The following is a 25,203-nucleotide window of genomic DNA, read 5'->3' on the forward strand; positions in this document are numbered from 1 at the left end:
AGCAATGATTGCTTATTTGGCTTATCGTGTGTATGAGGTCATATAGATATTGCTAAGCCTATCATCAGTGACTGACTTAGCATTTATAGCGCTCAATTTTATAGCAAATTCAAACGAATCTATATTAAGTTAGCACGAACCAATGCTTCATCAATAGTCGCATGATGTTGCTCCGCTAGCCAAACCAATGGCAGACGAATGCCCTTATCGATTATGCCCATTTTATGTAAGGCGTACTTAGCTGGGATAGGGCTTGATTCGATGAATAAGTCACGATGTAAGTGTTTAACGATATCATGTACTTTATTAGCAGCATCAAAATCACCACGGAGCGCAGCCGTAAACGTCTCGCTCATCGCTTTCGGTGCGACGTTGGCCGTTACTGAGATGTTGCCTTTACCGCCGAATTTCATCAATTCAAGCGCAGTGCCGTCATCACCTGACAATACAACCATTCTATCACCAACGGCTTTAATCAATTGCTCACCGCGGCTGACAGAGCCGGTCGCATCTTTAATGGCCACAATATTGTCAATATCACATAAACGCTCAACGGTATTTTGGGCGATATCAACGACTGTGCGTCCTGGTACGTTATAAAGCATCTGCGGAATATTTACCGCTTCAGCGATGGCTTTATAATGTTGGAACAAACCTTCTTGAGGTGGTTTATTATAGTAAGGTGCTACGAGCAATGCGCAGTCTGCACCAGCATCGGCTGCATCTTGAGTCAGCTTGATGGCTTCCATTGTATTGTTAGCGCCTGTACCAGCAATGACCGGTACACGACCTTTGACATGCTGTACAAAGTAGCGAATCACATCGCTATGCTCTTGCATAGACAGTGTCGCTGACTCACCAGTGGTACCGACAGCAACTAAGCAATGGGTGCCTTGTTCAATCTGCCAATCTATGAGATCTGCCAAACGTTTATAATCAACCTTGCCGTCAGGATGCATGGGCGTTACCAAAGCTACCATTGAGCCTTGTAGTCGGGTTTTGATCTCGTCGTATGCTGTGCTCATAACCGTGCCTTACTGTATTATCCTAGCTTTTGTCAAAGCTGTCACATGATAGGTCGTTTGCAAGAGCCAATTCTCATGCTTATGGCTGCACATAATATTATGTGCAGCCATAAACGCAATTAGCAATGTCTTGCCTGATGGTAGTGCTAAGTAACTTTCTAAAAAATATACTTTTAAAATAAGTATCTTTCTAAAATAAACATTTTTCTACTGCAAAAGCAGCCGCCACATAAATAATGATGTGCTCAAATCCGTATTGACGTTGCTTTTGCCAATGACTGATAAGGCTTATTCAGCAATAAAAATTAAATAATAAAAACGCCTGCTAGTGTAGCATATTTTAATTTGACCGCTATCAATCAATTGACGGTCAATATGGTTATTATGCAGCAAATAACACGTCGCCTCTCTTGTCCCATAATGCCCAGATAATGCTCAAAAAAGCACATCAATACTGACATTATTACTTAACATTCAGTTTAGCGCAATGGATGAGCACTTATAAGAATTTTGGCACATATTAACGAATTGTCAACACATCGATAGTGGGGCGATACAACCGAAAAGGCAGCCCTCGTGTGCCTATACCGCTACTGACGAATATCTGCGCACTGGCATGTTGATATAAACCTCGCTGCTTACCCAACCGACTGTTATTTGACAAAGTCGATTGCTCATCGCTCTGTTGCACGTCTTGGGTTTTTTGTGCCCACCAACTGTTCTCTTGAGTGGCTTTCGCAGCACCCGTAATCAATAACGGTCGCGGCTGTAAAGATTTGGGCAAGTCGCTGAGACTATCAAACCGTGAAGCCAAAATAATAACAGGGTTGATAGCATTGGCGATTTCAGCACCAAGCGCTACTTTTGCAGCCGTGTTTGAGTCATCAATATCAGCGAGTCTCTGAGGGATATCTTGCCAGCCGCAGAGCGCTGCGACCACTGAGTTGGCATCACTATCTTGCTGTCTAAGAATATCTTGGTTCAATGGTCGGCTATTCACCGCGCCGATATCCATAGTCTTAAGCGGCAACGAGGTACACTGCTGACCGATATAACTGATATCAAGTACATCAAAAGTGCTGGCCAACGTATCTTCCAACAGTGGCTGACCTTGCTTGGTCGTATTAATCGATTGATAGCACAGATCCGACGTACTCATCACCGTATAGACAGGTTTATTGACCGCTTTGAACAGCATGAGCTGCCCAACCAAATCTGCACTTGGATAATACAGCCAGTCACCTGTAATCAATACGGCATCCGCTGACAAAGCATTGATAGTGGCAACAAGCTTACGAATATGGCGCGGCTTACCGCTATATATCCCAATGCGTAAGTCAGCTAGCACAGCGACAGTAAGTGGCTTTGCTAAATTTAAATCAACAGCATGATGCTCTACTCGTAAACAATTAGGCTGCACCACTACAGTATAAAAGTACATTCCCATTGCGAATATAGCTATCAGCAATGATGGTACGGACAACGCTGCCAATACGGGTAGCATATTCTGTGACCAACCTATCACCATTAATACGATCCAAACGGGCATGGTATAGGCTGCGTAATAGAGTACCAGTTTCACCCAGATACGCAAAAATCGCTTGGTAGGATTAGCATTGAACGTTTGTAATATTGACCACAGTACGATGTACGCTAGCAATGCTGCTGACGTAGAGATACCTAGTATATATAAAACATGGTCAGTCATAATTACCTGATGGTCGTGTAACGGTATGAGCCTATCAAACAGCTTATAGTCAATCCTATATTAGAGCGCATGGCCTGCTAAATAAATCACTCCATGCGTACGTTTATCATAGGTTGTAATAGTTTATAAGGGCGCGCTTCGATTGTAATAACAACCATAATATGGAGCGTTTAACCCATCAAAATGATTATCTATCGAAATAGTCTTCTATTTCGCTAAAGACACACTTTCAATCATGGGATAAAAAATCAGCCATTATAGAGGTCAGCCTCTACGATAGACAAGTACAATTATCGACGCTCACTGTCACAATTTGTTTACTCATACAGTTTTTAATACTATCTCTCGCATCGGTCATTCAATTTAAAAGAGAGCCAAGACAACCAAGTATCGCTGTATATAAGCGACTTCAAGCAAAATGCACTTGATCTCTCTTTTATAAGGAATTGATTATCGCTACCCTACTGACTACTCAATCCGTAACCCGATAATCGCAGGGATACCTTGACGGATGACTTCCATCGTCACCACGCCTTTTTCAGGCAGCGATGAAATAGCATCTGAAAAGTCAGTCACTTCCTTAATTGGTTTTTGATGAAAATTGGTAATTACATCTCCTGCTAATATACCTGAACGTGCAGCAAGCCCAGTAGGGTCAACTGTCGTCACCAAAATGCCTGTTTTATGATCCACGGCGATTTCAGCTTGCTCATCAACAGTCAAGTTACGTAGACGTAAGCCCAGCTGTACATCGTCATTCTGTTGATCACCGCCTTGAGCTCTTACATCATCGGGTGCATATGCAAGCTGGCCACTGACCATCATCTGCTTACCATTACGCTGAATCTGCGCACGGAATGCATCACTTGGCTTAGCTCGATTTAGCAGATTCAATAAATCTGAGGCCTGCATAATCTGCACATTGTTATATTGCAAAATAATATCACCAGGTTTTAGACCAGCCTTTTGTGCTGGTGAGTCTGGTGACACACGTGTCAATAAAGCACCTTGCGGGCGAGACAGCTTATAAGCCTCAGCTAGATTACGATCGATATCTTGAGGATAAATACCTAAATAAGCACGCACCACTTCGCCATCTGTTTTTAGCTGCTGATAGATATCCATTGCCGCGTCAATCGGTATCGAGAACGACAGCCCCATATAACCACCAGTACCGCTAAAAATACGCGAGTTGATACCAATAACTTCACCGCGCTGGTTAAACAGTGGACCACCTGAGTTACCGGGGTTCAGTGCCACATCTGTTTGAATAAATGGCACACTGGTCTCACGCGAAAAACTGCGCGACTTGGCACTGACGATACCAGCGGATGCCGAGTAATCAAAACCAAATGGTGAACCAATCGCTAATACAGGCTCCCCTACTCTCAGCGCATTCGAGTCACCGATAGGGAGAGGTGGGAATTTATTACCCACGACTTTCAACACTGCAACATCTGAGCGCTCATCACTACCGATTAAGACCGCATCTAGCTCGGTTCTATCATTGAGCGTGACCGTGATTTTATCTGCGCCTTCCACCACATGATGGTTGGTCAGCATGTAGCCATCAGAGCTGACAAAAAAAGCTGTGCCATAAGCATGCTCAATCGCGGGCATGGTAGCCTGTTCAGGGATACTTAGACGATCGCCAAAAAACTGACGTAGCAGCTCAGCTGTCTGAGCCTTGGCAAGCTCAGCTTCACTAATCGTTTTTGTGACGTTCACACGGGCCACTGCGGGAGTGACTTGTTGTACCAAGTCAGAGAAGTCTGCAGTGCTGATCGCCGCTTGAGCACTGGTCATAGTCGTGGCAGTCATACCAACGACCATAGATGTACTGACAGCAAGCGCCAACGCACTACGCTGTAACCAATGCTGCATATTCAATTTAGATTGTGCTGTAAACATATCTGTACGCATACCATCCTCCATATGAGTGATCATGATTGTTATTATTGTCAATGTTAATAAATTGGTTCTGGTTATTCTCTAGAGCCATTATAAGACAGGTAAAAAATGTGACTTTAGCTTAAGCCATCTTAATATTTTTTAGCTTGTCTGCATGCTATATCTATATCTATATTTTATTGCCTTTGCATGGCAACCGTTGCTGCAACTCTTTCATAGTGAATTCACGATACAAGCTACATGCACGATAAATGCCGCTACTGTATGATAAACCATCACGTTATTTTGCTATCATTTCAGTAATTCAGGATAACCCAAGGATTGGTTATTTCATAATGGTTCTATACCCTGTTGTGGTTGCTCAATACTATAATCAACCCACTATAATATCGATACAAGACAGCCGAGTACAAGCAATACCTTTATATAGTTGACGATGTGGCAGTGTCATAGTGGATAAACTGTGTCGTGGTAAGCTCAGCCTTAGTAGGTATGAAATAAAATCATGTTATGATGGCAAGCCTAATAACTTTATAAAAAACGTAGGTTAATAGCCATTATTATTACGGACTATATATTTATAGAATTGGCTATCATCACCCTTATTTTTCATCTTTTGCATGTCTAGAGACGCTTATACCATTTCTAAAAATTTGAATAGCAGTAAAACAAGTGCAGGTACTACCGCTCGTAAGCCAAGCCAGTAGCACAAGCAATGTTGACACTGCTAATTGTATTTCTTGGGATGGGCATTATTTGTCTAGGAATGCGTTTGTCTCTATTACTTTATAGTATATATATCATATCTGGCTCACGTTATGATTCATGATGGTTGTCATTGTTGTCACTTAACCATTATTGTCACTTGGCCATTGTTGTCGCTCAGCTTTTGTAAAACGTGCCTCTATAGATAGGTGCTAAAGAGCGATTGATAGATATAAAATATGACAAGATTATAAAAGGATCAATTTATGGATACCGCCCTATTATTATCTGGCGTGGTTGGGATTGGCATCGCCGCCCAATGGTTGGCTTGGTATTTAAAGCAACCGTCCATTTTATTTTTATTACTGATTGGTATTATCGTAGGTCCTGTACTGGGTATCTTCGATCCCGACTTGGTATTGGGGGAGCTGATGTTCCCCTTCATCTCTTTGGGTGTGGCGATTATTCTCTTTGAAGGCTCGCTGACCTTGGAGTTCGATGAGATTAAACAACACGGTACTGTTGTGCAAATGCTGGTATCGGTTGGCGTACTGATTACCATCGCTATCGTCGCGTTATCGACCTATCTACTATTTGATGTCGATCCACTGATCGCCTTGCTATTCGGTGCGCTGGTTTGCGTGACTGGCCCAACGGTCATTATGCCGCTACTGCGTAGTGTGCGCCCGAATAAGACGATATCTAACATCCTAAAATGGGAAGGTATCATCATTGATCCAATCGGCGCCATTGCGGTGGTATTGGTCTATGAATATATTATCTCTGGCGGCGAAGCCAGTAGCATTCTACTGTTTGCTAAAATCGTTGTATTGGCGACTGCAATGGGTATGGCGGGCGCTTGGGTACTGGCGTTTCTCATGCGCCGCCATATGATTCCTGAGTTTTTACGCAATGTCTTTACTCTTGCCTTTGTCTTGGTTCTGTTCTCAATATCCAACCATTTAGAGCACGAGTCCGGTCTATTGACCGTTACTGTATTGGGTGTGGCATTGGCAAACTGGCCAAAATTCCCACGTGAAACCATTCTAGAGTTCAACGAATCTTTAACTATTCTACTAATTTCTGTGCTCTTTATTATTCTCGCTGCACGTGTAGAACTGGCAAGCTTAATGAGTGTGGGCTTTGCAGGCTTAGTGCTACTCGCTATCGTTATGTTTGTGGCGCGTCCACTGTCTGTTTGGGCATCGGCTATCGGCTCAAACCTCAAGACCAATGAAAAGCTGATGATTAGTTGGATTGGACCACGTGGTATCGTCGCTGCGGCCATTTCATCACTGTTTGCGATTCGCTTGCAAGAGTATGATATTCAAGGTGTTGAGCTGCTCGTACCATTAGTATTTATGGTCATTATTGGTACGGTTATGATTCAGGGCTTAGGCTCAAAAGTGGTCGGCAACTTGCTTGGTGTCCGTGAGCCTGAGACCAACGGTATTCTTATCGTCGGTTCAAACCCCATCGCATTATTGATAGCCACGTCTTTAAAAGACCAAGGCTTTGATGTCATTGTTGCGCACAATAACTATACCAATATTGCCCGTGCACGCATGAGTGGTTTGCGTACTTATTTTGGTAACCCCATCTCTGACCATGCCGATCATCACCTTGATCTTATCGGTATTGGGCGTTTGTTTGCCATGAGTATGGACAAGGAAATGAACACGTTGTCCGAGATTCATTATCGTCATGAATTTGGTGAGCGCAAATTATATCGTCTCAAATTCAGCGATGAAAAAGCCAGAAGCGAACGTGAAGACAAGCAGTCGAGCTTTCAATCGCAGTGGCTATTTGGCAAAGATGCAACTTATACCAAGCTTGCCAGCATGCTGTCGAAAAAGGCGCGTATCAAAATTACTAACATCACTGATAGCTATACCTTTGAACAATATAAAGCGGATAACAAGCAATTTGTCCCGCTCTATACCATAGACAAGGAAGGCAAGTTACACGTCATTACCGATAAGTTCGATGGCATCGTACCACGCGATCGTAAGCTTATCTCACTAGTGGTAGAGGATGAAGTACAGCCAAAGCCAGTAGATGTGACACCGAAGCAAGAGCAAGCACGTATGGCGGCAGATGCCAACTTTGAATCTAGCTCAAAAGCACCGGAAAAGCGTAAAGAGAAAGAGCTGAGCGATGAAAGTGCTGATGCAGCCGAGCAAGCGACGGATAGCGACAAAGAAAAAGGCGCTGAGCAGAAAAGCACTGAGCAAAACACCGCTAGTGACTCATTAGGTAATTCAAGTAATAATGCTGAGTCTAAAGACTCTTCAACATCGCCAGCAACGACTACTGACAAAACTGTCGAACCAAAAGATGAGTCTGCTAATAAAGGGGTGATGTCAGCGAATTCAACTGCTGTCTCCAAAACTAAGGCATCTAGCAATAGCAATGCTAACGGTAATGGTAGTGCACCCAAGACCAAAAAAGGCGCGCTTGATCCAAATCGCTTACCTGACTCTGGTCAAGACAATGCCAAAAGTGCTGACATCGAAACTGCTAATGATACCAAGCCAACGAGCTTAGAAAGCAAGGTAGATAACGAAGTAAATAATAAAGAGAAATAAGAGTAAATAGCTAGAAAATAGCCAGTAAATAAATAATGATGATCACTTTTTGAGTGGCTATTTACCTACTATATTAATGGTTTAAAAAACACAAAAGCCCCAACGTAATGTTGGGGCTTTTTATGGCGGTGATTTTGACAAAAATATCTACTATAATAAATAATCAAAATCTAGCAGATCAGAATTTCACTATGAAAACAGCTATTTAATATCTAACTTATCTTGTACCGTTGACCATATACGCGCACCCACTTCATCGGCAGTGCCTGACGCATCAATACGCTGGATGCGCTCAGGATACTGGGTGGCAAGTGCACCGAAACCTTTATGTACCCACGTAAAAAACTCGGTCGCTTGTTGCTCAAAACGATCTGCAGCACTACGCTTATTAGCGCGTGCCATACCTTCTAATACTGGTAAGTCCAACCACAATGTTAGCTCAGGCAGCTGTGGCACAAACTGCTCGATGAGCGCATCAATCTTGGCTCGTACTGCCTCATCCCCATGTGCACGACCAAAGCCTTGATACGCAATGGTTGAATCAGTAAAACGGTCACATATCACCCATGTGCCACCTTGTAGCGCGGGTATAATCACTTGCTGTAGGTGATCACAGCGGGCGGCGAATAGTAGCAACAGCTCGGTATCATCATTAATATCAGTCGTAGGATCTAATAGTATCTCTCGTAAACGCTCTGCAAATGGACTGCCACCTGGCTCACGGGTTCGCAGATACTGGATGCCACTGTCCTCTAGTCGTAAGCATAACTGTTCAATTGCGGTGGTTTTCCCCACGCCTTCGGTGCCTTCAAAACTGATAAAACGTCCTTGATTGGGCATGGTGTCATGGGTTTCTTTGGATGAGGTTGTTTGAGATAAATGGTCTTGCATAGGTGCTGACATGATATGACCTTATGTCATTGATGAGCGTTATGTAGATAATTGCATAACGCTCAGTAAATGATAGGTTTTAAGAAAGAGACGGACTAATTTACTGTGATGCTGCTTGTGCTTTCTTTTCGCGCATGACTTTTAGATAGTCTTTTACCGCTTGATTGTGCGCAGCTAAGCTATTGGTGAATTTGTGTCCACCTGTACCAGTCGCGACAAAATATAATGCTTCGCTGTCTGCAGGATGCAGAGTTGCCTCGATAGAAGCAGCTGATGGTAGTGCGATTGGCGTTGGTGGCAAGCCATCAATTTGATAGGTGTTATAAGAGGTCTTTTCATTGATATCTTTGCGACGAATATTGCCATCATAGCGGCTGCCCATACCGTAGATAATGGTCGGATCGGTTTGCATGCGCATGCCTTGATTCAGACGGTTTCTAAATACCGCCGACACCAACGGACGCTCTTCTGCCACACTGGTTTCTTTTTCGATAATAGACGCCATCACCAACGCTTCATAAGGCGTGCTATAAGGCAAGTTGGGCGCACGGCCTTCCCACGCTTCGGTCAACGCTTGCTGCTGACGCTTGTACAAATCTGTCAATACCTGCTTATCAGTAGTATCTTCACCATAATAATAAGTATCAGGGGCAAACCACCCTTCAAGATTGTGATTGACGATAGGATCACTGTCATTGATAACCGACGCTGGCAAGATGCCATCTAACTCCAACGCTTTGGCGATACTGGCGTTGTCGCTATCAGCAGTCAGTACTTCTTTTTTGATGCCATCATTATCACGTAGTGTCTGATATAGGTCTTTAGAGGTTTTACCCTCGATAATTTGTACCTTTACCATCGCCGCTTTTGCACCTTGTGCTAGTACTTGCAACGCTTCGGCAATCGTGGGATTTTCTGGTAGCTGGTAAATGCCCGAATGTAATGGCGCATCGACTTGCGACTTGATATAAAGCTTGGCCACGCTGGCAGAAAACAGCGGAATCTGCTGTTGCCACTGCGGCAATAGACCATAGTAAGTCTGACCCTGCTCAATCGTGACTTTCTTTGCTGGCTGTTCGATACGTCCAAACAATGTCTGATAGACCATCACTAAGAAAAAAGCAGCAATCAGCCCAAGCACGAGCAACACCTGATAACCACGCTGCATAAAGAACGATTGATTATCCACTCTATATTGGCGCGGCTTACTCTCTCCGCTGATCAGTGAGACATTGGTCGCGGGCTTATCCTCCACCTTATCCACTACCGGCTGCGAGTCCGGTAGTGTGGTATCGACACGCTCCTCAACGCTGCTATCTTTTTTATTAGATGGCTCATTATTAGGACGTTCAGGAGGCGTTTCAGGTGTAGGTGTGCTCATGGCAACTCGCGAGGCAGATGTTTGCTAGAATTTAGCACTGAACCGTGCGATTTTCAATGGTATTTGCTTAGCTTATGAATTATCTTGCTATTGATGCTCATTTATATGGCTTAATACTCAGGCGCTTTTTTCAGTATTCTCAGCTTATCTATCAATAATGAAAATATCTTATGAACCTACATTTTAATCAAAGTCTTGCCAAAAACTATAAATCACCTAGTCAAATAATTCGGGTATTAAGTGAAAACTGGGTCGCAACCAATAGCTACTGCCCTAACTGTAATGCTCAACCATTATCAGAATTTACGAACGGCAAACCTGTTGCGGATTTTTATTGCTCACACTGTAGTGAGCAGTATGAGCTAAAAAGTAAAAAATCTAAATTAAGTCATATCATCAATGATGGTGCTTATAAGACGATGATTGAACGCATCAATAATGCAGACAATCCCAATTTTTTCTTCCTGACATACTCAAAAGAATATACCGTCAATAACTTTTTGATTATTCCTAAGCAGTTCTTTAAGCCGGATATTATTATCAAACGTAAGCCGTTATCAGCGACTGCCAAACGCGCAGGTTGGGTCGGCTGTAATATTGACTTGCGCCAAGTACCAGAATCAGGCAAAGTATTTTTGGTCAAAAATCAGCAAGTCATACCACGCGAAGAGGTCAGCCAACAATTTAAAAAAACCTTGTTTTTACGAAAACAGTCTGTCGATTCTCGTGGTTGGACATTAGACATCTGGCAGTGTATCGATAGACTTGATACTAATTTTTCGCTAAAGCAAGTTTATGGTTTTGCTGACGAGTTAAAATGCAAACACCCTGAGAATAATCACATTCCAGATAAAATCCGTCAGCAACTACAAATATTACGTGATAGAGGCATTATTGAATTTGTGAGCCGTGGTCACTATCGAAAGTTATACTAATCGCTTCTCATTGTAGCGCTCAGGTCTCGGCTTTCCTTTTCTATCACGGTATACATCGGCAATTAGCTCATCTCTATCATCCCATAGCGGTAATCTTGCAGTGGCAACAAGGCGCTGATGAAACTTATGCGCTGGGTAATTCCAATCAATCTCGTCATTAATTTTGAAAAAATGCTCTTCACGATAATCAACGTAAGCATGCATTCTATTTTTCACATAATCATTCCACTGCAATAAAAGCCCAACTGCATTGCGAGCAGGCTTGTTAAAAGCTTTTAAGTTGACTGTCAGTGAACACATCACTAGCTCATCATTAGGAATGACAGAAATACGCTGCTCAATAACCTCCTCTCGCGTGTACGCATACTCGAACATACCACCGAAGGCGACAAATCTTTTAAAGTCTAGTAAATACATCACACCAAATGATAATTGGGTATAAGGTGATAAATGCACAATTTCATCAGGCTTACTTTTAGCCAGTTTGCAAATTTCATCAAAAACCATCAAGCGACGAATTTGTAGTGGAATTCTAGTTTCTTCATAGACTGAGCGCATGCGATTTTATCCTTTTTTAAAAATAGGATCATTGATCGATTTGCTTTAAGACACAAGTCCACGTAACAAAAGACGATCACTTCTTTTGAGTACTTTTGCTAATCTAGTTGGCATTGATGACTGAAGTTATTTGTGAGAAATGAAAGTGAATACGATGAAAAAAGATGAGAAAGCAGCACAAAAATTTCAAATAGAGATTGTCGAGACGATGAGTGCTCTTGTAGAAGTGGTTGCAGAAAATAGTGAAACTGCCCTACTAAAAGCGCGAGAAATATATCGAAACGAAGACATCATTTTATATCCCGATGATTTTATCGATACTAAATTTAATATTTTTGGGAGAGAGTAGATTGTTTTATTTGGCTGATATGTGACAGTTATTCAAACCCCACAACCATACCTGACAGCAACGTCAAACGGCTCATTGGCATGATGCCACGTAATGCATTGCAAAAGAAAACCTGCGTTAATTGCGGTAAATCTTCATCTTGTAGCGGCCTTATCACGATTGGATATTCCGTACTTGATAAAGCATCGATAATCACTTGCCGCATAACGCCAGCGACACCCGATTGGGTCATAGAGGGCGTGTACCATTGACCAGTGATCAGATAATTTGCATTACCTCGATGAGGTGGAAGCGTAGATAGTTTTTCTGATGCTGCGTATGGTGATTCTGACAATTGATAAAACACGTTGCTCATCGTACCTTCAACCCACTGCCCACTCATATCACGTAACAGACCCTCGCCGATGCTCTGTTCCGTATTGGATTTTGATATTTGAGCTTTGATACCTTGTAACTCACCACTCGCCAGCACATTATCCAGACGATTGAGGCTTTTGAGTCCCGCAAGCGGCGGTGGTAAGCAGGAGAGCTGCGAAGATAAGCAAATAGCAGCACTACTAGGCTGTATAGGAATTGAACGACCATCAGGTAGACATAGTGGCTCAGCGGTCGCGACAGTCATTGCAGAGGATTTCAGCCAAATGTCACACGCACTACCGGACGCGCTTGGCGTATAGCCATAACCACGGATGTCTTGCATGCTACGCGTGACAATCAGCTTGAGCATACCTTGCTGCAATTGCTTAGCATACGTTTGTAATGTAGCCAGTAGTGAACGGCTGTCTAGCTCAATATGCAATGCCTTGCTATGAGAGACAAGACGCTGATGATGATAATCTAGCCACAATATCTGACCATCGATGACACCCATAGTGGTAAAGAACCCATCACCATAGGCCAGTCCACGATTGTCCAACGATATGGTGGCCTTTGATGGCTCTATCGTATTGCCTGATGAATCTAGACATATCCAGCCACTTGGCGGTATGACATTGGCTATTGAATGTGGCATCGACACTTGCCTTATTTAGCTCTTGTCTGTTTGAGCATCTGCTTTATTGATGACCAACATACAACTATAGAACTCACATTTTGCCAGTTCTACTTTCTGACCACCGATGGTTTTGTTTTTGATGATTTGTACATTGAGCATATCAGCTACAAGGTTACCGCCCTCATCACCCATCAATTTGCGCGCGAGCTGATAGGCCTTTTTGGCATGATTTTGACTCAGTTCTTTCTCTTCATCAGAGTCGGTAGGATTCGCAAAATACCAACCAAGCTCAAGATACTTTTCAGAATCAATGATGTCTAAATAAGGCGCTTCAGTATCCATAAAACGATACTTGGCTGCTGGATTACTGGCATAGTCCAAGCTGTTTTCATCAGTGCTCAAAACCTTACCAAAGGTCGACTGGATACCTTCCAAGTCACCGACGTTGATTGAGTTTACGCTTTCGTTGCCCCATGCCGAGACGTCATACTTTACTTGTGTGCGTTGCTGGGCCTTTCCAGCTTCTACCTCAGTATTCGTTGCAGCGCTATCATCTGCTGAAGTAGTCTCAGCGACTACTTGCTCGCTGGCTCCTGCATCGACGCTTTGGTCATCATCTGTGTTGCTATTACAGCCACTCAACGACACACCAACTGCCATTATCGTGCTGGCCAAAAAGGTCTGTAGGCTATTATTCCACATGGGCAATTTACTCACACTTTCAGATTGATCTCAAAAGAATATTAGCGCGCAAGCAAATATGCCGCTGCTAATGAATAATGTTTTTTTATGACTTCACGGTTTTCAAAGTCAATTTTTTATAATGTAATAACCACTATAGTCGATTCAATTTAAAAGTAGTACAAGGCAAACGAGTCTAGATGTATATGTGATACTTCAAGCGAGGTTAACGCTGTCATACTTTTATAGTGGAATGACTATATAGGGCGTGTCATATAGTTTACCCAACTGCTTGATACTTGACTACCCTTTACGTTACGGATAACACTCCTAGAGAGTACATATTTGTTAAATACCTAACGCATAAAAAAATGCTATCTATTCAAGCATTTATTCACGAAAGCCTCGGTTTGTCAAACATCACGTTATCCCTTATGATAATAGCGCTTCAACGACTTTTTTATTAACGCTTTTTTGCCTTTTATAGCTCGCGGACCATATATGACTCAGCATTTTATCGTTATTGGCAATCCTATTGCCCACAGTAAATCCCCTGAAATCCATGCGCTATTTGCAGAGCAAGCAGCTATTGATATCAGATATCAGCGCCAGTACTGCCCTGACGATGCTGCCAGTTTTACCGCAGTGGTCGAAGCGTTTTTTAATGGTGGCGGCATCGGTGCGAACGTGACGGTTCCCTTTAAGCAAATCGCTTATGACTGCTGCGTGGCGCGTGGCGGTCTGTCTGAGCATGCCAAAGTCGCAGGCGCAGTCAATACGCTACTGCTGAATACAGCACTATTAGAGAGTGGTACGCCAATCGCTGATGCACTCTATGGTGACAATACTGATGGTCAAGGTCTCGTCAATCATATCACGAGCTTAGGCTGGCCATTAAAAGGTGCGCGTGTGGCACTCATTGGTGCAGGCGGTGCGGCGCGAGGCGTGATATTGCCATTGATTCAAGCAGGTATCGGGGCGCTAACCATTGCCAATCGTACACTGAGCAAGGCGACCAATTTAGTAGATGAGCTGAGTACCGCGAGTGAGACTATCGATAAACACAGTATTGAGACTTGTGCGACCAGTGAATTGACCGGACAGTTTGATATCATTATTAATGCCACTTCTATCGGTCTGTCAGGCGATACCTTGCCACTGGATAATGACTTAAACTGCCACTACGCTTACGACATGATGTACGGTCGTACGCTACCATTCTTACAGCATTTTGCGGCACGTGACACGCAAACATCCGAAGGTTACGGCATGTTGATTGGACAAGCGGCCTTAAGCTTTGAGCGTTGGACGGGTCATACCGTTGATGTGACGCAAGCCACAAATACCTTAAGTGGTCGTTAAGATAAAAGACACAGGCTATACCAGTAAAAAAAGGCGTATAAATTGAATTTATACGCCTTTTTCTTATCGAGTTCTTATCTAGCTTTTATCCAAAACGTGTCAGTAGCCAGCTTTCCATACGCCGTAATGGCACACGTAAATTGGTAGAGTGCATCACCACGCCGCCAGCCAGAGCCACCATACAGCCGATAGCGGTATCAACCAAGCGTACGTAGGTTACTTGTTGATACGTATGCGGTAAGCCGCTACCATATTCTGCAATAAATATGGTCAGTGGTGTGATAAATATCACGGCTAAGCCATAATGACGGTCAACCAAGGATTCAATACATAAAATCATAACCAATACTGCAATAGCGACTCCCCATATCGGTAGACTCCAAGACAGCATCCAACTGGCCAGCCCTGCACCCACCAATGTCCCAAGCAAACGATGTACCTGCTTAATCCATATTGTACGCAGATGTATCCCTTGAATAATAATAAAACAGCTAACTGCCGCCCAATAAGGATTAGATATATTTAGGGTCATTGCAACGATTAGTGACAAACTCACAAACCCTGCCACAATCACACTTTCACTAATAGTATCAGCCTGATAAGTGTAGATAGGCGCAGGTTTACACTCACGTGTCAGCAATAAAAATAGAGAGTATGGCAATGACATCAGCACTGCGAATGCACTACCAAGCATGATAAGGCCAACGGTATGTGGCAGTTGAGCAAGCGGAATAGGCATAAATAATGCCACTGCACCTGCCATCATAATAAACAGCCCTCCCGGTGGCGGCTGTTGATAATAGCGGCCGAAAATAATGATACCAAATGCCATCAAAGTAAATATAGGCAATCTTAAAATAGGAATCTGCTGCGTTATCACTCCAAGTGCAAAGCATAGCGACATACTGAATCCCCAAGCCATCACAGTGACCAAGCGATATGGTAGCTTACCAACTAAGGGTAAATTCAGAATCACCATTGCGCCTAACGAGCTGATGATGCCTGCGGATAACGCATCAAAATAAGCGCTGACAAAAACAGGAAAGCTGATGGTGGTCGCAGAAAAAAGTGGAATATGCCACGGTCGAAGGCTTCTGTTGACTGCTGTTAAATGCGTAAGCTCATTACTGATCAGATTTATAATAAAAGTTTTGAGGGTAGCAACCCGTCGCTTAAGCGACAACATTGGTTTGGATACAACCATGAAACCCTGTCCTTACGAAATAACGTAACGTTATTAACACAATGGCGGTTAATAAGTATGTGATGATATTCTATGAATGACTTTTATAAAAAGCTAAGCTTACCTAGAAGTATAAGGAATCTAAGTTTTCAGCAGATACATGACGATTAATTCATAGCAAAAAACTATTAATTATAAATAATTTTTATTAATTAACAGAATACTCATGAATATTATTTATACAATATGTATTTGTTGCCAAGAAAGATTTATAATAAGAAAAATTATACACCACTGCACGTTATCAAATAGAACATATCGGCTAATAAAAGCATCGAAGAAACCGCCTTAACCAACCCATTTCTAAACACACTTATATTTAACGCATATCTCACCTATAAATCGACACCAACAAATTAAAGAGAGCAACTATGTTAACTTACAAAGCGCCTTTACGTGATATCAAGTTTTTGATAAATGATGTTTTTGACTTTCAAACGCATTATAAAGATTTGGACAATGGCGAAAATGCTGACCCTGAAACAATCGATATGATTTTGCAAGGTATGGCTGACTTTGCCGAAAACGTGCTTGCCCCCCTTTATCAACCGGCTGATGCAGAAGGCTGTCATTTTGACAATGGTGTGGTGACTACGCCTAAAGGTTTTAAAGATGCCTATGACCAGTTTGTAGAAGGCGGTTGGCAAGGTATTTCTTACCCAGAAGAATACGGCGGTATGAACTTACCAACCTCGTTAAACCTAATTAAAGCTGAAATGATTGGTACGGCTAACTGGCCATGGGCAATGTACCCTGGTCTATCAACAGGTTGTATCAATACCATATTGCAGTACGGTACTGATGAGCAAAAAGAGACCTACTTGCATAAACTAATCGAAGGTTCTTGGGCGGGCACCATGTGCTTGACTGAGCCGCAATGCGGTACCGATTTGGGTCAGGTTAAATCTAAAGCCATTCCCCAAGAAGACGGCACTTATAAGCTTGGCGGCACCAAAATCTTTATCTCAAGCGGTGAGCATGATTTAACAGAAAACATCGTGCATATTGTACTAGCACGTCTACCAAATGCACCAGAAGGTACTCGTGGTATCTCACTATTTATCGTACCAAAATTCTTGCCAAATGCAGAAGGCGAGATTGGCGAGCGTAATGGCGTCACTTGTGGTTCTATTGAACACAAAATGGGTATCAACTCATCAGCAACGTGTGTCCTAAACTTTGATGATGCAGTCGGTTACCTGATTGGTGAGCCGAACAAAGGCCTAAAAGCTATGTTCACTTTTATGAACACGGCACGTATCGGTACTGGTATCCAAGGTCTAGCACATACTGAACTGTCATTCCAAAACGCACTACCTTATGCAATAGATCGCCGTTCTATGCGTGCGCTATCAGGTACTAAAGAGCCTGAAAAAGTGGCTGATGCCATCATCAATCATGCCGATGTACGCCGCATGCTATTGACTCAAAAAGCCTTTGCCGAAGGCGGCCGCTCAATGATTTATCATTCAGCACGCTATGCGGACAAGATGGCTCAAGGCATCGTTAATGGTGATGACGAAGAGTTTGAAAAATGGGATGACAAGCTTGGCTTCTACACGCCAATCCTAAAAGGCTTCTTAACCGAGCTTGGTATTGAAGCAGCCAAACATGGTCAGCAAATTTACGGCGGCCACGGCTATATCAAAGAATGGGGTATGGAGCTGATTGCTCGCGATGCCCGTATTGCCACTATGTATGAAGGCACAACTGGTATTCAGGCGTTAGACTTATTAGGCCGTAAAGTGATTTTGCAGTCAAAAGGTAAAATCATTCGTGACTATACTTCAAGCATCATGAAATGGTGTGGTGAATATGCTTTAGACAAAGACATGCGTAAATTTGTTTGGGCACTCACCAAGCTATGTGCTGAGTGGAATACTTTGACAGTACGCTTGATGCTAATGGCACGTAAAGACCGCGAAATCATCTCTGCAGCATCGGACGATTTCTTAATGTACTCAGGTTATGTAATGATGGGTTACCACTGGGCACGTATGGCAGCAGTGGCTCATGACAAACTCAAAAACGGCGGCGTAGAAGCTCCAGAGTTCTATAAAGCCAAAATCCAAACGGCAGAATTCTACTTTGATAAGCTGTTACCACGTACTTCAGGTCATGCCGAAGGTATGGTTGCACCAAGCGAAAGCATGATGGCAATGCCAATCGAAAGCTTTGCTTTCCTAGATTAAAATTAAGACTAAGATTACAAAGTTAATAGATGACTCACAAAAAAGCGCCTAAATATAGGCGCTTTTTTTGTGGTTGATGAAAATCAGTGCTCTCAAACTCAAAATAATTAACCGATAGCCAGTTTCTAGCTACCTAGCATTTTTTTGTGATATACCGCACTAAGCTCTTCCACTTCCACACATACTTGCAGTGCTGCTCGCCCTGACTGCTCTGCGCTTAGCTGATCTTCTATCGTTGTCATCAATAGCTCAGCAAGTTGATTGCGAGTCGCAATATCACGACCAGCCATCATTTTCAGATTCGCATAAACCATGCCATTTGCTTGTTCATCATCCTCAACACCTACCAAAAAAGTCTCAAGAGGTACGATGCGGGCTTTGATATCCGTTGGTTTACCAAAATGTCCGGTTTCCCATAGCGCTTTATTCAAAGACTTAAGCAATGATTCTTCGTGAGGAACACTGACATTAGGCGTCACTTGCAGGGTTAAATGTGGCATGAATATATCCTTATAGAGTATGGGTAAAGGTAGGACTTAAATGGTTGGGGTCTGTTGAACATTCAAAAGGATAAACTTATTTGATATCAGCGACAATGCTTTTTAATCATCAGTAATGTTACTAAAAAGTGCCGATAGAGCCGTAGCCAATTGCAGAGGTGGTAGCTCAATCTCCAAACCACGGCGACCGCCACTCACATATATCGTTGTATGCGCTTCAGCCGAGATATCTATGATAGTCGCTAAGCGTTTCTTCTGTCCTAGTGGGCTGACTCCGCCCAGTACATAACCTGTACTACGCTCTACTTGCTTTGGATCTGCCATTTGTACCTTTTTGCAGGGCAGTATTTTATTAGAGGATAAAGCTTTGGCCATTTTTTTAAAGTTTAAAGTCTTGTCTACTGGCAAAATAGCAACAGCGAGCGTACCAACTTCGGTCGCTACTACCAAAGTTTTAAAAACTTGTGCGACGTCTACACCGAGTTTTTCGGCAGCTTCTAAGCCAAAGGAAACCGCATTACTGTCATGAGTATATTCATGCAATTGGTAGTCAAGACCACGTTTTTTGGCAAGATTGATTGCTGGAGTCATAATACTTTCATATCATTAAGTGAAGTGATTGAGTAGGAAAAATAGTATTTATCGTATTTTATACCACAATATTATTATGCTAAAGACCTTATTTTTCAAATGATTAAGCATATTCCGTATGCAGCTAGCTCACAAGATAGTAAACAGCCCGTATGAATATTAGTAGTATATACAGACACTATATATCGCTTTGATGGCTTTTATGGCATCATAAGCGCAATATATTTAACTACTTTTGATATCCATTATGATACCCAGTTTCTTAAAGAATAAGTTCCTAAAAAAACGGATTTTTAAAGCGCCGGTCACTACTGACAGCGGCTCCAATACTGACGTCAATCCAATCGCCGCCAAGTCCTATTCGGGTGCTCCGATCAATCAGCTATATCGCAAGTTATCGGGTCACATGCTCGACGTTGCTGTCAAACCTAAACTATTAGGTGAGTTGCCTGATTTTGATGCTGACGATCAGACATTAAGATTTTATGTCCTACAAGACTATTCCCGCTCCAACAGTATTTTGATCGATTTGCAGACGCAAGAGCACAATTTACCGCCAGCATTGGTCGGGGTACACGATGCCGAGCATAATATTAAAGAAAATGCGGCTATTATCTTTTTAAATCATCCAGGTGCCAAAGACAGCCAATTATCACCGCGCTTGTCACGCTTGGTATCGGCTGTATTGCAGTATCCAGAGCTAAAAGTGCGTTTGGTCCCTGTCTCTATCCTATGGGGACGTGCGCCAGAAAAAGAAGACTCGCTATTTAAGCTGCTAACTACTGACAACTGGGAAGACCCAAGCATTACCAAGCAGTTATTTAATATCGGAGTAATGGGACGCGATACCTTTGTACAGTTTCATCCACCACAAGATTTGCGCACCCTTATCGATAATAGCCTCAAAGGCGATGTAGAAGGGCCTTCTATTTTTGATTCGCTAGCCACTGACCTACAAGATAGCTCTGTCAAAGAAGCCTCTATAAAAAGTACTTCTATAAAGGAAAATACTGACGATGCACCAAATTACGCGTTGGTGGCGACTGCCGATAGCAATCGAGAACTGGTGCGTATGTTGCAGCAACAGCTTTCGATTTATTTAGACAAACAACGTGCCAGCATGCTCGGCCCTGATTTATCGGACAGACGCAATTTGGTAGACAAACTGGTATATTCGCCCGCTATCAAGCATGCGATAGAAGCAGAAGCTGCAGAAAAAGGTACGACTACCCGTGAGGCACGAAGCTTAGCAAAAGGCTATGCCAATGAGATGGTAAATGATTACTCTTATCCTATCATTCGAGTATTCGACCGCTTCTTAACGTGGTTGTGGACGCAGTTGTATGATGGCGTAGAAGTACACCATTTTGAACGAGTACGAGAGCTAGCAACCGACTACGAAATTATCTATGTGCCGTGCCATCGTAGCCACGTTGACTACCTATTACTATCTTATGTCATCTACAAACGTGGTTTGAGTATTCCTTATGTCGCTGCGGGTGATAACCTTGATGTGCCAGTATTAGGCCCTATGCTACGCGGTGCCGTGGCATTCTTTATCCGTCGTAGTTTCCGTGGTAACGCACTATACACCTCTGTATTACGTGAATACATGCACACGTTAATCACACGCAATACGCCTATCGAATACTTTATCGAGGGTGGGCGTTCACGCTCAGGTCGTCTGCTACCGCCTAAGATGGGTATGCTTGCAATGACAGTACACAGTCAATTGCGCAAAACCAATAAACCTGTCGTGTTCATTCCTACTTACATCGGCTACGAGCGTATTATGGAAGGTGGCACGTATGTTGGTGAGCTGAAAGGCAAGCCAAAAGAATCTGAATCTTTGCTTGGTCTGCTCAAGGTAGGTCGCAAAATTGAGCGTATCTTCGGTAACGTACACTTGAGCTTTGGAACGCCACTACATCTCACTGAATTTATGACAAAGTTTGATGTGTCTGTAGACAGCTTACCTTCGGACCGTACCGATACCCCACTCGATGACAAAGCCAGTGCAATGGTCGACAATATCGGTGTAAAAATCATGCAGCATATTAATAAAGCTGCCGTGGTCACACCTGTATCACTGTTATCACTGGTGTTATTGTCAGCGCCCAAAGCGGCACTAGATGAAAACAGCTGCCGAGAGCAAATCGAGCTTTATCAAGGTTTGGCTAAGCAGCTTGCTTATTCAGATGATACCGTCATCACGGACATGACCCCGCAGCAAATCATTGATTACGGTATTAAGCTCAAGTTGATCGAGCGCACACCGCATATCCTAGGCGATATCATTCAGGTTGTCGGCAAGCAGGCTGCCTTACTCAGTTATTTCCGTAATAACATCTTGCATGTCTTCATTCTGCTATCATTTTTGTCAGCGCTAGTTGCACGCAATGGCCGTATTAAACGCAGTCGTCTAGATAGTATTGCAGAGCAGCTGTATCCGTTCCTGCAAAGTGAGCTATTCTTATATTATCCAGCACACGGCTTAGCAGATACGCTCAATAAAAAAGTGGATAGCCTACTCTCTCATGGGCTGATCGTTGAATTGGGCGACGGCATACTTAGCGTTCCTGAATCAAATAGCAAGTCCTATCAGCAGCTACAAGTACTGGCGACTCCAGTTGGACAGAGTCTTGAGCGTTACTTTATGACACTCGCTCTACTCGCTCAGCAAGGCTCAGGCAATTTGACCGAAAACGAAGTCGTAGATTTATGTCATCTACTTGGTCAGCGATTATCTGTGCTATATGCAGACGACATTCCTGACTTCTTTGACCGTGCTTTATTCACCAGTTTCATTGGTGCTCTGACGCGTCTTGATTATTTACAAAAGGATGAAGAGACTGGTGTACTGACATTTGATCACCGTATTAATGACATTGCCCATCATGCTAAGTACGTCCTAACACCTGACATGATGCAAATTTTGCAGCAAGTCGCTACTTTAGATGAAAATGAAATCAACCATGCCATTACTGAGATTAGTAATAAAAAGCAGCGTAAATTTGGGCGAAAGCGTTAGATTTTGATGACAAGATAAAGCTCATTCATCAAATAGAAGTTTTAATAATAGTAAGGGACTGCATTCAGTCCCTTTTTTATTAACCACTTCTTTTTTGCTGTAACTGCAACAGTTAAGCATTGTAAATGGGTTTAGCGATTATCATAAAAGAGTCAGGCTTTTGAGCTCGGCTCTTTTTTTGTGAAAAAACCTACCAGCTTAAAAAATATGATAAGTATCGACATGTAGCCAAAGGCAAATATGGCACCAGTAATAGGAGCAAATGCCCTACCTGTGTCTGACGTCACTCTCATCATAGCTTGATGCTGTGCCTCACTTCTTTCATCCGACGTAAAAAAACCATTGCCATCTAAATCAAAAACATCAAGCTTGGCTTGTAGATAAGCATCGGTAAAATAAACACCTATTTGAACCAACAACCAAACCACAACTATGCCAATAAAAAATATTTGCCAAGAAGCCAGACGAGATTTTTTTGAAAACTGATGTTTATAGACCATCACGATAGGTAACACTATCGTTGCAAATATAGACAACAATCTTAGTATTTCGAGTGTTTTTTCCATAACTTATCTCTTAAACAATAAAAAAAGGCATAACCTAAGTTATGCCTTTTTTGTGCAACCATAATGGACTATCTATGGGTTTTTATTGAATTCACTCTAGTTCGTAATCTTCTTATACTTCGCACGTTTAGGACTGGCGTCATCACCCATTGTCTTTTTGCGATAAGTCTCAAACTCAGAGTAGTTACCGTCGAACCAAACTGGACCTTCTTCTTCGAATGCCAAAATGTGAGTGGCAATACGATCAAGGAACCAGCGATCATGCGATACGACCATTACCGTACCTGGGAATACTTGAATCGCATCCTCTAGTGCACGTAAGGTTTCGATATCCAAATCGTTTGATGGTTCATCGAGTAATAGTACGTTTGCGCCTTGCTTTAGCGTCTTCGCCAGTTGCAAGCGGTTACGCTCACCACCTGATAGCTGACCAACGCGTTTTTGCTGGTCTGAACCTTTAAAGTTAAAGCGACCAATATAAGCACGACTTGGCGTGGTGTATTCACCAACAGTGATAATATCAAGACCGTCAGATACTTCTTCCCAAACGGTTTTGCTATCATCTAAGTGATCACGTACCTGACCGACATAGGCAACTTTGACACTTTCACCCAAATCAACGGTACCAGTATCTGGCGTATCGCGCTCGGTAATCATGTTAAATAGCGTGGTTTTACCCGCACCATTTGGACCGATGATACCAACGATCGCACCAGCTGGCACGTTAAAGCTTAGGTTTTCATAAAGCAAACGATCGCCAAATGATTTCGAGATGTCGTTGATCTCAATAACCTTGTTACCCAAACGTGGACCAGGTGGAATGTAAATTTCAGCCGTCTCATTACGCTGTTGGAACTCTGTTGAGTTCAACTCTTCAAAACGCTGTACACGAGATTTAGACTTGGCTTGTTGGCCTTTTTGATTTTTACGAATCCACTCAAGCTCTTTTTTCAATGCTTTAGCAAACGATTCTTCTTGCTTGTTCTGTTGCTCTAGACGCGTGTTCTTTTGCTCTAGCCACTCGGTATAGTTACCTTCATACGGATAGCCATGGCCACGGTCAAGCTCTAAAATCCACTGGGCGACATTATCCAAGAAATAGCGATCATGGGTAATAGCAACGATAGTACCACTGTAGTTCTGCAAGAACTGCTCTAACCATGCAACAGACTCGGCGTCCAAATGGTTGGTCGGTTCGTCAAGTAATAGCATGTCAGGGCGAGACAATAGTAGACGGCATAGTGCCACACGGCGTTTTTCACCACCAGATAGCTTACTAACATCCGCATCCCATGGTGGCAGACGTAGCGCATCGGCCGCTTTTTCTAGCTGATTGTTTAAGTTGTGTGCATCCCACGATTGGATGATGTCTTCCATCTTGCCTTGCTCTTCAGCAAGCTTATCAAAATCAGCATCAGGCTCAGCGTATTCAGCATAGATCGCATCTAGACGAGCCAGTGCATCTAACGCTTCACGCATACCGTCTTCAACGTTACCGCGTACGTCTTTGCTATCATCAAGCTGTGGTTCCTGCGGCAAATAACCGACTTTGGTACCAGCTTGTGCACGTGCTTCACCACTGAACTCAGTGTCAACGCCCGCCATGATACGTAGCAAGGTCGATTTACCTGAACCATTGATACCCAATACACCAATCTTGGCACCTGGGAAAAACGATAGGTTAATATTTTTTAGAATTTCACGCTTAGGTGGAACAAGTTTTGACACGTTGTTCATCGTGTAGATATATTGAGCCATTAACACTCCGATAGACTGCATAGAAGAGGCAAGCAAATCATACTTGGCAATGATGCCAAGTGTGCCGCACCTCAAAATCAGGGTTACAAATTATAAGCCATTATCGCATTGTGGCGCATACCCTGCAAGCCAACAGATTGTTTTAGCGGTTGTTTTGCCGCTTTTGGCATTTAGCATGACGCTTTCTACCTAAAAGCATCAACGAAATCTATTATCAGAACGCTTTGTTTAACA

The 25,203-nt window shown here is 42.9% G+C and carries 19 protein-coding genes; 6 read left to right on the forward strand and 13 right to left on the reverse strand.

Going from position 1 to position 25,203, the window contains the following annotated elements:
* Nucleotides 1–119: 119 nt before the first annotated feature.
* From dapA to DFP82_RS01645, 3 genes are all read right to left on the reverse strand, one after another.
* On the reverse strand, nucleotides 120–1,025 hold the full coding sequence (gene dapA, locus DFP82_RS01635; protein ID WP_110921977.1) for a 4-hydroxy-tetrahydrodipicolinate synthase: 906 nt from the start codon (nucleotides 1,023–1,025) through the stop codon (nucleotides 120–122).
* A 520-nt stretch (nucleotides 1,026–1,545) separates the two neighbouring features.
* The gene (locus DFP82_RS01640; protein WP_110921978.1) at nucleotides 1,546–2,733 is read right to left on the reverse strand and encodes a metallophosphoesterase family protein; all 1,188 of its coding nucleotides are present in this window, start codon (nucleotides 2,731–2,733) and stop codon (nucleotides 1,546–1,548) included.
* Nucleotides 2,734–3,201: 468 nt separating this feature from the next.
* Nucleotides 3,202–4,617 (reverse strand): Do family serine endopeptidase, encoded by a 1,416-nt coding sequence (locus tag DFP82_RS01645; protein WP_425450585.1) that lies wholly within the window; start codon nucleotides 4,615–4,617, stop codon nucleotides 3,202–3,204.
* 998 nt (nucleotides 4,618–5,615) lie between these two features.
* Between DFP82_RS01645 and DFP82_RS01650 the strand changes: the two genes are divergently transcribed.
* Nucleotides 5,616–7,937, forward strand: coding sequence for a cation:proton antiporter (locus tag DFP82_RS01650; protein WP_245905585.1), 2,322 nt, complete (start codon nucleotides 5,616–5,618; stop codon nucleotides 7,935–7,937).
* A gap of 201 nt (nucleotides 7,938–8,138) precedes the next feature.
* Here DFP82_RS01650 and tmk read toward each other — a convergent pair whose 3' ends face one another.
* The gene (gene tmk / locus DFP82_RS01655) at nucleotides 8,139–8,840 is read right to left on the reverse strand and encodes a dTMP kinase (RefSeq protein WP_110921980.1); all 702 of its coding nucleotides are present in this window, start codon (nucleotides 8,838–8,840) and stop codon (nucleotides 8,139–8,141) included.
* An 88-nt stretch (nucleotides 8,841–8,928) separates the two neighbouring features.
* Nucleotides 8,929–10,209, reverse strand: coding sequence for an endolytic transglycosylase MltG (gene mltG / locus DFP82_RS01660; protein WP_110921981.1), 1,281 nt, complete (start codon nucleotides 10,207–10,209; stop codon nucleotides 8,929–8,931).
* Between the two features lie 170 nt (nucleotides 10,210–10,379).
* Here mltG and DFP82_RS01665 point away from each other — a divergent pair, with 170 nt between their 5' ends.
* The gene (locus DFP82_RS01665; RefSeq protein ID WP_110921982.1) at nucleotides 10,380–11,144 is read left to right on the forward strand and encodes a DpnI domain-containing protein; all 765 of its coding nucleotides are present in this window, start codon (nucleotides 10,380–10,382) and stop codon (nucleotides 11,142–11,144) included.
* Here DFP82_RS01665 and DFP82_RS01670 read toward each other — a convergent pair.
* Nucleotides 11,136–11,702 carry a hypothetical protein gene (locus DFP82_RS01670; protein WP_110921983.1) on the reverse strand — a complete coding sequence of 189 codons (567 nt, stop codon included), beginning with the start codon at nucleotides 11,700–11,702 and terminating at the stop codon, nucleotides 11,136–11,138. The genes DFP82_RS01665 and DFP82_RS01670 overlap by 9 nt on opposite strands.
* 154 nt (nucleotides 11,703–11,856) lie before the next feature.
* On the opposite strand from DFP82_RS01670, the gene DFP82_RS01675 reads away from it, so the two are divergent.
* Nucleotides 11,857–12,051, forward strand: a complete 195-nt coding sequence (locus DFP82_RS01675; RefSeq protein ID WP_110921984.1) for a DpnD/PcfM family protein — start codon at nucleotides 11,857–11,859, stop codon at nucleotides 12,049–12,051.
* A gap of 28 nt (nucleotides 12,052–12,079) precedes the next feature.
* Here the strand turns inward: DFP82_RS01675 and DFP82_RS01680 are convergent, their stop codons facing one another.
* Nucleotides 12,080–13,063, reverse strand: coding sequence for an aminotransferase class IV (locus DFP82_RS01680; protein WP_110921985.1), 984 nt, complete (start codon nucleotides 13,061–13,063; stop codon nucleotides 12,080–12,082).
* A gap of 15 nt (nucleotides 13,064–13,078) precedes the next feature.
* A complete protein-coding gene (locus DFP82_RS01685) occupies nucleotides 13,079–13,747 on the reverse strand; it encodes a hypothetical protein (protein ID WP_110921986.1) in 669 nt (222 codons plus the stop codon).
* A gap of 480 nt (nucleotides 13,748–14,227) precedes the next feature.
* On the opposite strand from DFP82_RS01685, the gene aroE reads away from it, so the two are divergent.
* Entirely contained in the window at nucleotides 14,228–15,088 is an 861-nt protein-coding gene (gene aroE / locus DFP82_RS01690) for a shikimate dehydrogenase (RefSeq protein ID WP_110921987.1), read from the forward strand.
* A gap of 85 nt (nucleotides 15,089–15,173) precedes the next feature.
* On the opposite strand, the gene DFP82_RS01695 is transcribed toward aroE, so the two are convergent.
* Nucleotides 15,174–16,292 carry an FUSC family protein gene (locus DFP82_RS01695; protein ID WP_110921988.1) on the reverse strand — a complete coding sequence of 373 codons (1,119 nt, stop codon included), beginning with the start codon at nucleotides 16,290–16,292 and terminating at the stop codon, nucleotides 15,174–15,176.
* Between the two features lie 410 nt (nucleotides 16,293–16,702).
* On the opposite strand from DFP82_RS01695, the gene DFP82_RS01700 reads away from it, so the two are divergent.
* Nucleotides 16,703–18,523, forward strand: coding sequence for an acyl-CoA dehydrogenase C-terminal domain-containing protein (locus tag DFP82_RS01700; protein ID WP_110921989.1), 1,821 nt, complete (start codon nucleotides 16,703–16,705; stop codon nucleotides 18,521–18,523).
* Between the two features lie 125 nt (nucleotides 18,524–18,648).
* On the opposite strand, the gene DFP82_RS01705 is transcribed toward DFP82_RS01700, so the two are convergent.
* A complete protein-coding gene (locus DFP82_RS01705; protein WP_110921990.1) occupies nucleotides 18,649–19,023 on the reverse strand; it encodes a 5-carboxymethyl-2-hydroxymuconate Delta-isomerase in 375 nt (124 codons plus the stop codon).
* Between the two features lie 102 nt (nucleotides 19,024–19,125).
* Nucleotides 19,126–19,614, reverse strand: a complete 489-nt coding sequence (ybaK, locus tag DFP82_RS01710) for a Cys-tRNA(Pro) deacylase (RefSeq protein ID WP_110921991.1) — start codon at nucleotides 19,612–19,614, stop codon at nucleotides 19,126–19,128.
* A gap of 247 nt (nucleotides 19,615–19,861) precedes the next feature.
* Between ybaK and plsB the strand changes: the two genes are divergently transcribed.
* A complete protein-coding gene (plsB, locus tag DFP82_RS01715; protein ID WP_110921992.1) occupies nucleotides 19,862–22,645 on the forward strand; it encodes a glycerol-3-phosphate 1-O-acyltransferase PlsB in 2,784 nt (927 codons plus the stop codon).
* A gap of 152 nt (nucleotides 22,646–22,797) precedes the next feature.
* Here the strand turns inward: plsB and DFP82_RS01720 are convergent, their stop codons facing one another.
* Nucleotides 22,798–23,211 carry a hypothetical protein gene (locus DFP82_RS01720; protein WP_110921993.1) on the reverse strand — a complete coding sequence of 138 codons (414 nt, stop codon included), beginning with the start codon at nucleotides 23,209–23,211 and terminating at the stop codon, nucleotides 22,798–22,800.
* A gap of 96 nt (nucleotides 23,212–23,307) precedes the next feature.
* Nucleotides 23,308–24,969, reverse strand: a complete 1,662-nt coding sequence (ettA, locus tag DFP82_RS01725) for an energy-dependent translational throttle protein EttA (RefSeq protein WP_110921994.1) — start codon at nucleotides 24,967–24,969, stop codon at nucleotides 23,308–23,310.
* Nucleotides 24,970–25,203: the final 234 nt, after the last annotated feature.

The sequence above is a fragment of the Psychrobacter fozii genome (genome assembly GCF_003217155.1).
Taxonomy (GTDB): Bacteria; Pseudomonadota; Gammaproteobacteria; order Pseudomonadales; family Moraxellaceae; genus Psychrobacter; species Psychrobacter fozii.